Below are 13848 nucleotides of genomic sequence, written 5' to 3'. Positions count from 1 at the left end.
ATCGATTAAGTGCTCTTTTATTTGGTTGTATGTAAACTTTTCGTATTTTCATAACGTAAAAATAACATAAGGACAATGGGTAGTTTACTTTTCCCTTATAAAACACATACTACTATGGAGAATTATTTTATTTTATTAATTGTGTATACATCTGCATTAGTGTATTCTACAATTATTAGACCTAGATTAAGAAAAGAATAGCATTAGCTATACGCTTAGCTTTTGTGTTTAGATATTAAAGCATCATTAAATCTACTATTTTAGTAGTATTTAATGATGCTTTTTATTTTGTAAATACGTATTTATTTGACACTAAAAAACCTCAATCTATGCCGTTTTAAGGGGAAGGACATAGTTGAGGTTAGTTTTTTCTCGCCCATAACGAGAGGTGTTCATAAAGCGTTTATATTGTTACGAGCCGCACATTAAACAATCGTCATCTGCTTGGCCAGCTTTAGCTTGTTCTATAAGAGCTTTCATTTCTGCAGCACTCATTGGTTCTACATCTGTATCTGCAGGTGTAGGGTTTACTTTTAATTCAATAGGAGCCACTTTAGGTGCAGCTACAGGAGCGGCAACAGCTGCTAGTTCTGGTTTAGCTACTACTTCTTTAGCAGGAGTTTCTTTTTTCTTGCTATTGTCTACTGTAAATTTAATTGCATCTGCAGCAGCTTTAGTTCTTAAGTAGTACATTCCTGTTTTAAGTCCGCTCTTCCATGCGTAAAAGTGCATAGATGTTAACTTAGAGTAGTTTGCATTTTCCATAAACAAGTTTAGAGACTGACTTTGGTCAATAAAATATCCACGGTGTCTAGACATATCTATAATGTCTTTCATACTTAATTCCCAAACTGTTTTGTATAGCTCCTTTATGTCTTGCGGAATAATATCTATATGTTGTATAGATCCGTTAGCACGCATAAGCTCTTGTTTAAGGCTTTCGTTCCAAAGGCCTAATTGTACTAAATCTTCTAGTAAGTGTTTGTTAACAACAATAAACTCCCCAGACAATACTCTACGAGTATAAATGTTAGATGTATATGGCTCAAAACACTCATTGTTTCCTAAAATCTGAGATGTAGAAGCTGTTGGCATTGGAGCAACTAAAAGAGAGTTTCTAACTCCGTTTTTCATAACGCTTTTACGTAATTTTTCCCAGTCCCAACGGCCAGATAATTCATCATCCTTAATACCCCATAAGTTATGCTGAAAATCTCCTTGAGAAATTGGAGAACCTTCGTAACTAGAATATGTGCCTTCTTCTTTGGCTAACTCCATAGATGCAGTAACTGCAGCAAAGTAAAGTGTTTCAAAAATTTCTTGATTTAACTTTTTAGCTTCATCACTTGTAAAAGGCATGCGCATCATAATAAATGCATCTGCTAAACCTTGTACACCTAAACCAATTGGTCTGTGGCGCATGTTAGAGTTTTCTGCTTCTACTACTGGGTAGTAGTTACGGTCTATTACTGTGTTTAAGTTTTTAGTTACGCGTTTAGTTACACGGAAAAGTTCTTTATGGTCAAACTCTCCATTTTTAACAAACATTGGTAATGCAATAGAAGCAAGGTTACACACAGCAACTTCATCAGGAGCAGTGTACTCCATAATTTCTGTACATAAGTTAGAAGAACGTATTGTTCCTAAGTTCTTCTGGTTGCTCTTGCGGTTTGCGGCATCTTTATAAAGCATATAAGGAGTACCAGTCTCTATTTGAGACTCTAATATTTTTTCCCAAAGTTCACGAGCTTTAATAGTTTTTCTTCCTTTACCTTGTGCTTCAAAAGCTAGGTAGGCTTCTTCAAACTCTTTGTCGTGTTTTTTGTATAAATCAGGGCATTCATTAGGGCACATAAGTGTCCAGTCTGCATTGGCCTCTACTCTTTGCATAAACAAATCTGGAATCCACATTGCATAAAAAAGATCACGTGCACGCATTTCTTCTTTACCGTGGTTCTTTTTAAGATCTAGAAATTCAAAAATATCTGCATGCCATGGCTCAACATAAACGGCAAAACTACCTTTACGTTTTCCTCCTCCTTGATCTACATAGCGTGCTGTGTCATTATATACACGTAGCATTGGAACAACACCGTTAGATGTGCCGTTTGTACCTGCAATATAAGATCCTGTAGCTCTAACATTGTGTATAGATAAGCCAATACCACCAGCAGACTGAGAAATTTTTGCAGTTTGCTTTAATGTATCATAAATACCATCTATACTATCATCTTGCATAGCTAATAAAAAGCATGAAGACATTTGAGGTTTAGGAGTACCAGAATTAAATAGAGTAGGTGTAGCGTGTGTAAAATATTTTTTAGACATAAGTTCATACGTCTCTATTGCAGCATCTAAATCGTTTAAATGTATACCAATAGAAACACGCATTAACATATGTTGTGGGCGTTCTGCTATTTTACCGTTAAGTTTTAATAGGTAAGAACGTTCTAAAGTTTTAAATCCAAAATAATCGTAGCCAAAATCTCGGTTGTATATAATTGTAGAATCTAATTTTTCTGAGTTGTCTTGTATCACTTTAAAGACTTCATCAGATAAAAGAGGAGCTTCTTTACCTGTTCTAGGGTTTACATATTCGTATAAATCTTTCATTACTTCAGAGAAAGATTTTTTAGTGTTTTTATGTAAGTTAGATACAGATATACGTGCAGCTAATTTTGCATAATCTGGATGCGTTGTTGTCATTGTAGCTGCAATTTCTGCCGCTAAATTATCTAATTCTGATGTGGTAACACCATCATATAAACCTTCAATTACTCGCATAGCAACCTTAAGGGGGTCTACCAATGCGTTTAAGCCATAACAAAGCTTACGAACTCTTGCCGTAATCTTGTCAAACATTATTAATTCTTTTCTACCGTCTCTTTTTACTACATACATGCTACAATTGTTTTTAGTGATACGTTGGTTAGGTCAAGTCTTGGGGGACTCAACAAATTGGTTATTTATAATGCTTTTTTTAGAAATAAATTCTAAAAAATATTGGGTTCTAGTTTTTAAAAATCTGCGTCGAAACTAATTTTCTGAGAATCTTCATCACCGTTGTTATTGGCAACACCAGATTTTTGGTATTCAGCTACTCTTTTTTCAAAGAAATTTGTTTTCCCTTGTAGAGAAATCATATCCATAAAGTCAAATGGATTAGTAGAGTTGTATACTTTGTCACAGTTTAATTCTACTAGTAAACGGTCTGTTACAAACTCTAAATACTGTGTCATTAATTTAGAATTCATACCAATTAAACTTGCTGGTAAAGATTCTGTAATAAACTCTCTTTCTATATCTAACGCATCTACAAGTATTTCTGTAATACGCGCTTTAGGTACCTTGTTTATTAAGTGATGGTTGTGTAGGTGAACTGCATAGTCACAGTGCATACCTTCATCTCTAGAAATTAATTCGTTAGAGAATGTAAGTCCTGGCATTAATCCTCTTTTCTTAAGCCAGAAAATAGAACAGAAAGATCCTGAAAAGAAAATTCCTTCTACTGCAGCAAAAGCAATTAAACGCTCGGCAAAACTAGGAGATTCTATCCATTTTAAAGCCCAATCTGCTTTTTTTCTAATAGCAGGAAAGTTTTCTAAAGCATGAAATAAAACATCTTTTTCTTTTTCATCCTTAACATAGGTGTCTATTAATAAAGAATATGTTTCAGAGTGTATGTTTTCCATCATAATTTGGAAACCATAAAAGAATTTTGCTTCTGCATATTGTACTTCGCTAACAAAGTTCTCTGCTAGGTTTTCATTTACAATACCATCAGAAGCGGCAAAAAATGCTAATATATGTTTTATAAAATAACGTTCGTCGTCATTTAATTTATTCTTCCAATCATCTAGATCTGCATGCAAATCTATTTCTTCAGCTGTCCAGAAACTTGCTTCGCATTTCTTGTACCAATCCCATAAGTCGTTATGCTTAATAGGAAAAATAACAAATCTGTCTTCGTTTTTCTCTAAAATAGGTTCTATTGCTGTTGACATAATTTTAATCTGGATTATAACTGTTTTATAAATTTTAAGGAGAATTGATCCTTAAACCTTGGGGGACTACAAAGATTGTAAAATGTAGCCACATGGTAAAGGGCTTTTATGGGTTTTAAGTTATAAGTTTTTAACACCAATTGTTGACATGTGTGCTCGCTAGTGATGTTTATTGCCTTTGAAGAATTTATATGTTTTTTTAGTTTTTAAAACTGAAAAACGAAGTAAAAAAATAAACCAAAAAGTATATTATTTATAAGTGTTGTTTGTTAGTGAAGTAGCGGTTTATGACGCACCAAACTTTACGATTCCGGTTTTAATAAAAACAAAAATGAAATATTTTATGATTCAGGTAGTTCCCCCCGAAACCTTTAAATCATTTGCAATAAAAATCACTTAACTCTTAAATTAAAACAGGCTGCATAATGCAGTTGTGTATTCTGTTTATTAATACACATCCTATAGAATCGTAAACTCTTAGTTTGGTGGTATCATAAAATTATATATACTTTTTATTTTGTTGTATTTGCTATTAAAGAATCTAAATTGTTATTAGTTTCTGTTAAAGTAGTCTCTTGTTCTTTTTTTATTTTTTTACTGTTTTCTATTATAGCAGCAATAACTATTGTAATTACTAACAGACTAAACATGAAAATGCACTTCTTCATAATAACGTAATCCTTTTTAGTTCACTTTTTTTAGTTGTATTACTCACATCTAATACACTGCTAATTTATAATCATTTAGTAATCTATAGGTTAACAATGTATAAATGGCGTTAAAAACTGTGTAGTTTGTATGTTCTGTACCTATTTTTAGGTAATTAATACTTAAAATCATACCAAACACACATTAATAATTTTCTTTTAAACATAGTATTGTACATTTACTACTCTTAAATTTTTAGTATGTTAGAAGCAGTTGTAATAGACGATGAAATAAAAGCCATACAGAGCTTAACTTGGGAGTTAACCAACTTTAGTGACGAAATTAAAGTGGTTGCTTCTTTTACAGATCCTTATGAGGCACTTAATTATTTGGAGGCTAATACTCCAGATTGTGTGTTTTTAGATATTGAAATGCCTATTATGGATGGGTTTCAATTTATGCAAAAAGTAAAAGAAAGAGATTTTCCTATTATAATAACCACAGCTTATAACCAATACGCAATTAAAGCGCTTAAAAATGAAGCTATAGATTACCTTTTAAAACCTATAGATACTGATGATTTAAATGATACTATAACTAAAATTAAAAAGTTTAGTAATAAAAATGGTACTATAGAACGTTTAGAGCAATTGTTAGTGGGTTTTAACTCTAACAAATCTAACAAGAGGATAACATTAAATACAGATGGTAAGCTAATATTTTTAAATAGCGATGAAATTATGTATGCAGAATCTGATGGTAACTATAGTACTTTATACTTGGATGACGGAAATAAAGTTGTGCTTACAAAAAAATTAAAAGAAGTTGAAGAAATACTGACTCTAGAGAACTTTTTTAGGGTTCATAACTCATATATAGTTAATATTAATAAAGTTAAAGAGTTTATTAAAACAGATGGTTACATTGTGTTGCAATCTGATGATAGAATTCCGGTTTCTAGACAGAAAAAATCTAATTTTTTAGACTTACTTTAATTTTCTATGATTTTAAAGTTGAAGAACAAATTAATGTTATTTTTTATACAAGCTCTGCAGAGGCTTTTGGTATGCAGTATATGTTTGTGTTGTTTTAATTTGTTAGCCCAAGACATACAGGAGAAGGCCAAAAAAAGGATTGATAGTTTGGTGCTGTTAAAACCTCAGTCGTACCATGAAATAAACACTGTGGTAAGAGCCTATAAAAGAGATACTCTTTTGCTTCGCTACTTTACAGAACAATCAGAAAAAAGTAATTACTTTATTGGGTTAGCTTATGGGTACAATCAATTAGGTAGTGCTTACAGGAATTTGTCTCAATATAGCAAGGCAATAGAGTTACACAAAAAAGGATTAGAAGCGTCTAGGGAGGCAGATGATTTAGAGTTTAAAGTCTATAGTTTAAATATGTTAGGTGTAGATTATAGAAAAATAGATGCTATACGTACAGCTTTAGATTATAACCAGCAAGCACTAGAGCTGGCAGAAAGTGTAAAGGAGCCCAGTGATGAATTAAAACGTAGTATAAATGTATCTTTAAATAGTATAGGTAACCTATATCATAGTTTGGAGCAATATAATTTAGCTATAAATAGATTTGAAACTTCTTTAAAAATAGAAAAAGAGCTAGGTAATATGATAGGCTTAGCTATAAATAACCAAAATATAGGAGAAGCTTTAGAAGAGCAAGGCAAGTTAGATGAGGCTTTAGAGAGGTATAAAATATCTTTATCATACAACAACCAGGTAAATTCTGATAAAGGCAGAATAATTTGCAATAATAGTATTGCCCAAATTTATTTAAAACAAAACAAACCTAAGGAAGCAATAGCTTTGTTGCTGCCAGCTTTAACTAAAGCTAAATTGTTAAAGGATAAGTTTATAATAGCTTTTGTAGAGGCTAATGTGGGCTGGGCCTATATGCAATTAAATGCTATTGATAAAGCAGAAAAGCATATAACCAGAAGTATAGAAATAGGTAAAAAGCAAGGAATACCAAGAATTACAGCTTTAGGTACTAAAAGACTATCTCAGTTAGAGCAGTTAAAAGGTAATCATGCAAAGGCCTTAACGTATTATAAAACAGCAATAGAGCTAGAAAAGCAAATTAGTAGTACAAGAAATATACGCTATGCTAACGATGTTATTTTAAGATACGAGAACGAAAAAATTAATAACGAGATAGAGAACCTTAGAAAAGATAATGAAATAGTAAAACTTAAGTTAAAGAAAAATAGGGCAACCTTACTAATTATAGGTATTTCTTTAGTATTGTTAGCGGTGATCTTATTTGTTTTTTACAAGCAAAACCAATTAACTAGTGATAAAAAAATGTTGACATTGGAGCAAACAATGCTTCGTAGTCAAATGAATCCGCATTTTTTATTCAATTCATTAAACTCTATTAAGTTATATATTATTAATAACGAAAAAAAGAATGCAGTACATTACCTAAATAAGTTTTCTAAACTAGTACGTAAAATACTTGAAGCATCTTCTTTAAAGGAAATATCTTTAGAGGATGAGTTAGAAACGGTTAATTTGTATATGCATATTGAAAATATCCGTTTTTCTAATAAAATAGATTTTACTATAGATGTGGATAGGGATGTAGAGTTAAACCAAATAAAAATACCATCATTAATTCTTCAGCCGTTTTTAGAAAATGCTTTATGGCACGGGTTATCATCTAAGCAAGGACTAAAAAAAATTGATCTTCATATCTCAAAACAAGATGAAGAGTTTGTGGTTATTAGTATTACAGATAATGGTATAGGTAGGGCAGCATCAGAAAAAATAAAAGAAGCTAAGGTTTTAAAAAGAAAATCCTTAGGTATAAATATTACTAAAGAGCGACTTAAAAACTTCTCTAAAGATTATTTAAATTCTTTTAAAGTAGTTTTTGTTGACCTGGTAGATGAAGAAGGCAATGCTATGGGAACAGAAGTTACATTAACTATTCCCATTATTTAACTTAGTATACTCTTGGGCAACTAACTCTAGCTCACTATACCACTCTTCTCCAAATTTACGAACTAGGGCTTCTTTTACAAATTTGTAAACAGGAACCTTTAACTCTTCTCCTAAAGAGCAAGCTGGGTCGCAAATCTCCCACTTATGGTAGTTAACGCCAGTAAACTCTGTATATTCTCTTGTTCTAACTGGGTATAAGTGACAAGACACAGGTTTTTTCCAGCTGGTAATGCCTTCGTTGTAAGCATCTTCTAAACCACATTTTGCAGTTCCGTTATCAGAAAAAACAACATAAGCACACTCGCTACCATTTACAAGCGGAGTTTCCCACTCACCATCTTCACCTTTTACAAAAGCACCTTGCTCCTCAATGGCGGCAATACCTTCTGCTCTTAAAAACGGTTTTACATCTTGGTAAATATCTACTAAAATCTCTGTCTCTTTGTCTTCTAGTGGTGCACCTGCATCACCATCAATACAACATGCGCCTTTGCAGGCTGTTAAGTTACAGACAAAATCGTTGTCTATAATTTCTTCAGATACTATGGTTTTTCCTATTTGAAACATATGCGTATTATAAAAGTGCAAAGATACTTTTTTAACGTTAATAAGCTGTTATTTTTAATTTTAGTAATTTAAAACCGTTTTATAAAGTGTAAGTTTGCACCGATTTTTAAAAAAAGTAAAATTATGTCTTCTAGTTTTTTTGATTTTAAAGAGATAGTAACAGCAAGTATGATTCTTTTTGCGGTAATAGATATTATTGGTAGCATACCAATAATTATTACTTTAAGGGCAAAAGTAGGTCATATACAGTCTGAAAAAGCATCTTTAGTAGCAACTTTAATTATGGTTGCATTTTTGTTTGTAGGGGAAGAAATTTTAAACCTTATTGGTATAGATGTAAACTCTTTTGCTGTGGCGGGCTCTTTTATTATCTTTTTTATGGCCATAGAAATGATATTGGGTATAACACTTTATAAGGATGATGAGCCAGAAACAGCTTCTATTGTGCCAATAGCATTTCCTTTAATTGCAGGAGCGGGTACAATGACGTCTTTATTGTCTTTACGTGCAGAGTATCACGTTCAAAATATAATTGTAGCTATCTTAATAAATATCTTATTTGTTTATATAGTGTTAAAGTCTTCTAAAAAAATAGAAAGAGTACTAGGAAAAAGCGGATTAAGTGTTATTAGAAAAGTTTTTGGTGTAATTTTGCTGGCAATAGCGGTAAAACTATTTGCAGCAAATATTAATGAACTCTTTTAAATAGAAGTTAAAATGAATAAAGTAATATTTATAATCTTGTTTTTAATAGCAGGATTGCTAATTGGGTATAATGTAACTCAGATAGATTTTGATGATCCTCTTAATGGCCCAAGTACTATTGCACTTATCTGTATTGTTGCAGCTTTATGTGCTATTGTTTTGTTGGTGATTTTTATGATCTCTAAAAAGATACAAGAAAAAATAAAAGAATAACTTTTATGTAAAGTTTTAAAAAAAAGAAAGGCGCTATTTAATTAGCGCCTTTTTTTTATTACTATATGTTATTCTACTTTTAAGTGTTTATGGTTTTTTGTAGAATCTTATTTTTAACCTGTATGTAATATCAAATAATGCAGGTACAATTATAAGGGTTAAAAATGTAGCTACCATTAGTCCAAATATAACGGTCCAAGCTAGCGGTCCCCAGAAAATTACATTATCACCACCTATGTATATGTGTGGATTAAATTCTGAGAATAAAGCAAAGAAATCTATATTTAAACCAATAGCTAGTGGTATTAAACCAAGTACAGTAGTAACAGCTGTTAAAATTACGGGTCTTAACCTTGCTTTACCGCCAGTTACAATTGCTTCTGTAGCTTCTTCTCTAGATAATACTTCTTTTTCATCTAAGCCAAGCTTTACTTTTTTACGATCTATAAGTATTTGTGTGTAATCTAACAGTACCACGCCGTTGTTTACCACAATACCTGCTAAGGATATAATCCCCATCATTGTCATCATAATAACAAAAGACCAGCCAGTAATCATTAGTCCACCAAATACTCCAATAAAGCTTAAGAAAATAGCTATCATTATAATTATTGGTTTAGAAATACCGCCAAACTGAAATATTAAGATTAGCATAATTAAACCTAAACCAGAAAAGAACGCACTAACAAGAAACTTCATTTGTTTGTTTTGCTCTTCAATTTGACCGGTATAATCTATTTTTACGGTAGAAGGTTTGCCTTTGTAATCCTCCATTTCTTTTTGTATTTCATCTACAATTGCAGCAGCATCTGTAAAACCAGGTTCTAAACCAGAGTAAATAGTTACTACACGCTCATTATCTCTATGTTTAATAGCGCTAAAACCAGAAGTGTTTTGCATAGAGGCAACAGCAGAAACCGGAATTTCTTTTATTTGTCCGTTTGATGGATCTCTAAAAATTATATTCTGATTAAATAATGCATTTGTATTGTAACGTAAATCTTCATTAAAACGAACGTTAATGTCATAATCGTCACCATCTTCTTTGTAAACTCCTGCTTTTTCGCCAAATAAGGCTCTACGCAATTGGTTGCCAACTTGACCAACAGAGACTCCTAATTCACCAGCTTTTTCGCGGTCTACAACTACCTCCATAGATGGTTTACTCTTGTTAACATCAATCTTTATTTCTTCTATACCAGCTATGTTTTTGGTATTAATAAAGTTTTTAACGCTTTCTGCAGTAGCAATAAGTTCATTGTAATCTTTACCCTCTAACTCAATGTTAATAGGGTAACCAGCAGGTGGGCCATTTGAGTCTTTTTCTACAGATATGTTTACGCCTGGATAAATACCGCTTAATGCTTTTTGCACTTTTGCACGTATTTCTTCTGTGTTAATTCCTCTCCTAAATTTAAACTCGCTAAAGTTTACTGTTATTTTACCTTTATGAGGCATTTCTGCAGCAGAACCACCATCGGTTTGTGGGTTACCAGCACCTTCACCAACTTGAGAAACGGCAGAGTCTACAATAAAGTTTTCTCCATCGTGTTTGTATATGTCATCATCTAAAATTTCATAAACTCTTTTTTCTATAACCTTAGTTATAGCATTTGTTTTCTCAATAGATGTACCTTCTGGGTATTCTACGTACACAGATATTTCATTTGGTATATTGTCTGGGAAAAATTCTATTTTGGTTCTTTTACTGCCAACAGACATGCCAAAAAGCATAAATACAACAATTAAAAGAACAAAGGTTATAGATACATACCAGTATACGTTACCACCTCTTAAGGCGTGTTTTAATCTGCGCTCATACCAGTTTTCAAACTTAACCATTGTGTTTTTTTGAAAACGAATTGCCCATTTTTTAATGAAATATTTGTACGCCCAGAACATTACAGCAGTAATAAGCATAACAGAGCCTAAACCTCTCATTACGCCACCAAAAACTAATATCAATATACCAAAACCACCAAGGATAATACTTAAACGTACTAGTTGTTTAACGGTAAGTTCTTTTTCGCCTAGCTCCATAAATTTAGAAACTAGCATAGAGTTCATTAATATAGCAACCAGTAATGAAGATCCTAATACAACTGATAATGTGATAGGGAAAAACTTCATAAACTGTCCCATTACACCCGGCCATAAACCTAAAGGAACAAAGGCCGCTACTGTAGTAAGTGTAGATACTATAATTGGGAATGCAATTTCACCAACACCTTTTTTGGCAGCTTCAACTTTAGATAAGCCTTCATCCATTAAACGGTACACGTTTTCTACAACCACAATACCATTATCTACAAGCATACCAAGTCCCATAATCATTCCAAAAAGAATCATTGTGTTTAGGGTATAGCCTAGCCAAGATAATATCATAAAAGACATAAACATAGACATAGGAATGGCAAAACCAACAAATAGTGCGTTTCTAAATCCTAAAAAGAACATTAAAACTGTTACAACTAGTATAATACCAAATATGATGTTGTTTACAAGATCGTCTACTTGGTTTAAGGTTTTAGTAGAAGAATCATTAGCAATAGAAATTTTTAAGTCTGGCGGGTAATACTCTTTTTTTGCCTTTTTAACAATCTCTTTAATTTGGTCTGATGCGGAAATTGAGTTTTGTCCGGCTCTTTTTTTAACATCTAACATTACTACGCTTTCTCCAAACTCTCTGGCATAGGTAGTTTTATCTTCTTCAGAAAAAGTAATTTCTGCAATGTCTCTAAGGTACGTAGCGCCATTTTCAGACTTAACAACAAAGTTGTTTAGTAATTGCGGGTCTTTTACTTCTCCTAAAATACGTATAGTTCTTCTTTGTTCTTCTGTTTTTAAATTACCAGCAGACATTGTAACATTGCCACCTCTAATGGTATTTAAAACATCATCAAAACTAATTTTAGCAGCCATCATTTTATAAATGTCTACCGCAATTTCTACCTCTTTTTCTTGGGCACCACGTATGTCTGCCTTTTTAATTTCAGATAAATCTTCTACTTCATCTTGTAAATACTCTGCAAAATCTTTTAACTTTTCTACAGGATAATCTCCTGTAAAGTTAATATTCATGATTGGCATTTCTTCAGATAAGTTAAGGTCAAAAACATTAGGTTCTACTTTAGCGCCATTAAATGTAGGCCAGTCTTCACTAGCTTTCTCGGCATCTACTTCGTCCTTAATTTTTTGTTTAGCTTCTTGTACACTTATACCTTCATCAAACTCTACTACAATCATAGCATAATCTTCTTGAGAGGTAGATGTAAATTCTACAACGTTACTTACGTTCTTTATTTTATCTTCTAAAGGATCTGTAATTAAACGTTCTATATCTTCAGCAGTGTTACCAGGATATGGTGTGCTAATGTATATTTTAGTTTCAATTACCTCCGGAAAATCTTCTCTTGGCATAGCTAAGTATGCAGAGAGTCCTATCCATAAAAATAGTCCAATAAGTACATAAATAACCGAAGGGTTATCTATTGCCCATGAGGATATTTTAAATTCCTTGTCGGCGTTTTTTTGTATTTTGCTCATGGAATTATTGATTTAAAATTTCAACTTTTTGTCCGTCTTTAACCGTTCTTGCACCTTCTTTAATTACGTGCTCATTAGCTGCTAATCCAGAAATAACTTCTATTAACGGACCTTGGCTTTTACCAGTTGTAATTATTTTCTTTTTTGCAGTTGCGTAATTTTCTTCAGTTTTTTCTGCTACATAAACATATTGCTCACCGTTAGCATTTTCTGAGATTACACTTTGCGGTATTAAAATAGCCTCATTGTTTGTGTAGTCATTAAGTCTAACTTTAGCAGTTAAATTAGGTTTTATGTTCCCATTTTTATTAGGAACAGAAATTTCTACAGAAAAAGATCTGTTGCTAGGGTTAATAAAGTTGCCTGTTTGTCTAATTTTAGTAGTAACACTATCATTTAAAATTGGAAAATAAACAACGGCTTCTTTTCCGTTTTTTATGCTCTTAATGTAGGTTTCTGGTACCTCTACATCTAAATACATATTAGATAAGTTTACAATTCTAAAAACTTCAGACCCCATGCCAGGTGCAACAACAGTACCTTGTTCTTTAATAACATTGTCTATGATACCTGTAAAAGGAGCTCTTATACTAGATTTTCCTAATTGACTTTCTGCTTGTTTAATAGCATTTACTTGAGCTTCATAATTAGTTTTTGCTTGTAAGTACTGTATTTCAGACCCTATTTTTTGCTCCCAAAGTCTTTGCTGTCTTTCAAAAGTAGTTTTAGCTAATTCTGCTTGTGTTTTTAACTGTGCAAGTTGGCTGCTCATGCCACCATCATCAATAGTGGCAAGTATTTGTCCTTTACTTACTTTTTGTCCTTCTTTAACATATACTCTTTGTAGGGTACCTGCCATTTCTGGGTAAATTAAAACGTTTTGCTTTGTTTGTACATTACCTTGTAATTCTAAAAAATGATTAAAAACTTTTGTCTTTGTAGTTAGTGTGCTTATTAAAGGTAAGTTTTTGTTTCCTTGTATAACAGCAATAGCAGAATCTAACATAACCATTTGCTTTTCTAAAGCTTTATGCTCTTCTGAAACGGTTGCCTTTTTCTCTCTTATTTTTTCTATATCTTTTGTAGCAATAATACTCTCTACAGATGTGTTTTTGTCTCCGCAAGCAGTTACAAGTGCTGTAAGTGTTAGTATGTAGAATATTTTTTTCATATTGTTTGTATTACAAATTGTTGTG

Annotated in this window: 11 protein-coding genes; 5 read left to right on the top strand and 6 right to left on the bottom strand. The window is 32.2% G+C overall.

Going from position 1 to position 13848, the window contains the following annotated elements; all coding sequences use genetic code 11:
* The first annotated feature begins 75 nt into the window (after window positions 1-75).
* Complete coding sequence (locus tag Q4487_RS08185; RefSeq protein ID WP_303540196.1) at window positions 76-201, top strand: hypothetical protein; 126 nt, start codon at window positions 76-78, stop codon at window positions 199-201.
* A 210-nt stretch (window positions 202-411) separates the two neighbouring features.
* Here the strand turns inward: Q4487_RS08185 and Q4487_RS08180 are convergent, their stop codons facing one another.
* The 3 genes from Q4487_RS08180 to Q4487_RS08170 form a co-directional block, all read right to left on the bottom strand.
* Window positions 412-2901, bottom strand: a complete 2490-nt coding sequence (locus Q4487_RS08180; protein WP_303540198.1) for a ribonucleoside-diphosphate reductase subunit alpha — start codon at window positions 2899-2901, stop codon at window positions 412-414.
* Window positions 2902-3017: 116 nt separating this feature from the next.
* Complete coding sequence (locus tag Q4487_RS08175) at window positions 3018-4004, bottom strand: ribonucleotide-diphosphate reductase subunit beta (RefSeq protein ID WP_100894076.1); 987 nt, start codon at window positions 4002-4004, stop codon at window positions 3018-3020.
* 512 nt (window positions 4005-4516) lie between these two features.
* A complete protein-coding gene (locus tag Q4487_RS08170) occupies window positions 4517-4672 on the bottom strand; it encodes a hypothetical protein (RefSeq protein ID WP_303540202.1) in 156 nt (51 codons plus the stop codon).
* Between the two features lie 240 nt (window positions 4673-4912).
* Between Q4487_RS08170 and Q4487_RS08165 the strand changes: the two genes are divergently transcribed.
* Together Q4487_RS08165 and Q4487_RS08160 are read left to right on the top strand one after the other, a co-directional pair.
* The gene (locus tag Q4487_RS08165; RefSeq protein WP_100894075.1) at window positions 4913-5647 is read left to right on the top strand and encodes a LytTR family DNA-binding domain-containing protein; all 735 of its coding nucleotides are present in this window, start codon (window positions 4913-4915) and stop codon (window positions 5645-5647) included.
* 150 nt (window positions 5648-5797) lie between these two features.
* Window positions 5798-7621 (top strand): tetratricopeptide repeat protein, encoded by a 1824-nt coding sequence (locus Q4487_RS08160; RefSeq protein ID WP_303571885.1) that lies wholly within the window; start codon window positions 5798-5800, stop codon window positions 7619-7621.
* On the opposite strand, the gene Q4487_RS08155 is transcribed toward Q4487_RS08160, so the two are convergent.
* Window positions 7601-8188, bottom strand: a complete 588-nt coding sequence (locus Q4487_RS08155) for a DUF3109 family protein (protein ID WP_100894073.1) — start codon at window positions 8186-8188, stop codon at window positions 7601-7603. The two genes, Q4487_RS08160 and Q4487_RS08155, sit on opposite strands and share 21 nt — an antisense overlap.
* Window positions 8189-8311: 123 nt before the next feature.
* On the opposite strand from Q4487_RS08155, the gene Q4487_RS08150 reads away from it, so the two are divergent.
* Entirely contained in the window at window positions 8312-8893 is a 582-nt protein-coding gene (locus tag Q4487_RS08150) for a MarC family protein (protein ID WP_100894072.1), read from the top strand.
* A 12-nt stretch (window positions 8894-8905) separates the two neighbouring features.
* Window positions 8906-9106 carry a hypothetical protein gene (locus tag Q4487_RS08145; RefSeq protein WP_100894071.1) on the top strand — a complete coding sequence of 67 codons (201 nt, stop codon included), beginning with the start codon at window positions 8906-8908 and terminating at the stop codon, window positions 9104-9106.
* 87 nt (window positions 9107-9193) lie between these two features.
* On the opposite strand, the gene Q4487_RS08140 is transcribed toward Q4487_RS08145, so the two are convergent.
* Together Q4487_RS08140 and Q4487_RS08135 are read right to left on the bottom strand one after the other, a co-directional pair.
* Entirely contained in the window at window positions 9194-12652 is a 3459-nt protein-coding gene (locus tag Q4487_RS08140; RefSeq protein WP_303540209.1) for an efflux RND transporter permease subunit, read from the bottom strand.
* A 4-nt stretch (window positions 12653-12656) separates the two neighbouring features.
* Entirely contained in the window at window positions 12657-13823 is a 1167-nt protein-coding gene (locus Q4487_RS08135; RefSeq protein ID WP_303540211.1) for an efflux RND transporter periplasmic adaptor subunit, read from the bottom strand.
* Window positions 13824-13848: the final 25 nt, after the last annotated feature.

The organism is Cellulophaga sp. 3_MG-2023, assembly GCF_030546975.1.
Classification (GTDB): Bacteria; Bacteroidota; Bacteroidia; order Flavobacteriales; family Flavobacteriaceae; genus Cellulophaga.
The sequence above is the reverse complement of the archived record's forward strand: the minus strand, read 5'-3'. Positions and strand labels throughout refer to the sequence as shown.

Excerpts from the sequence above, each read along its gene's own strand:
- Q4487_RS08185 (WP_303540196.1), top strand. The coding sequence starts at position 76 with ATGGGTAGTTTACTTTTCCCTTATAAAACACATACTACTATGGAGAAT.
- Q4487_RS08180 (WP_303540198.1), bottom strand. The coding sequence starts at position 2,901 with ATGTATGTAGTAAAAAGAGACGGTAGAAAAGAATTAATAATGTTTGAC.
- Q4487_RS08175 (WP_100894076.1), bottom strand. The coding sequence starts at position 4,004 with ATGTCAACAGCAATAGAACCTATTTTAGAGAAAAACGAAGACAGATTT.
- Q4487_RS08170 (WP_303540202.1), bottom strand. The coding sequence starts at position 4,672 with ATGAAGAAGTGCATTTTCATGTTTAGTCTGTTAGTAATTACAATAGTT.
- Q4487_RS08165 (WP_100894075.1), top strand. The coding sequence starts at position 4,913 with ATGTTAGAAGCAGTTGTAATAGACGATGAAATAAAAGCCATACAGAGC.
- Q4487_RS08155 (WP_100894073.1), bottom strand. The coding sequence starts at position 8,188 with ATGTTTCAAATAGGAAAAACCATAGTATCTGAAGAAATTATAGACAAC.
- Q4487_RS08150 (WP_100894072.1), top strand. The coding sequence starts at position 8,312 with ATGTCTTCTAGTTTTTTTGATTTTAAAGAGATAGTAACAGCAAGTATG.
- Q4487_RS08145 (WP_100894071.1), top strand. The coding sequence starts at position 8,906 with ATGAATAAAGTAATATTTATAATCTTGTTTTTAATAGCAGGATTGCTA.
- Q4487_RS08140 (WP_303540209.1), bottom strand. The coding sequence starts at position 12,652 with ATGAGCAAAATACAAAAAAACGCCGACAAGGAATTTAAAATATCCTCA.
- Q4487_RS08135 (WP_303540211.1), bottom strand. The coding sequence starts at position 13,823 with ATGAAAAAAATATTCTACATACTAACACTTACAGCACTTGTAACTGCT.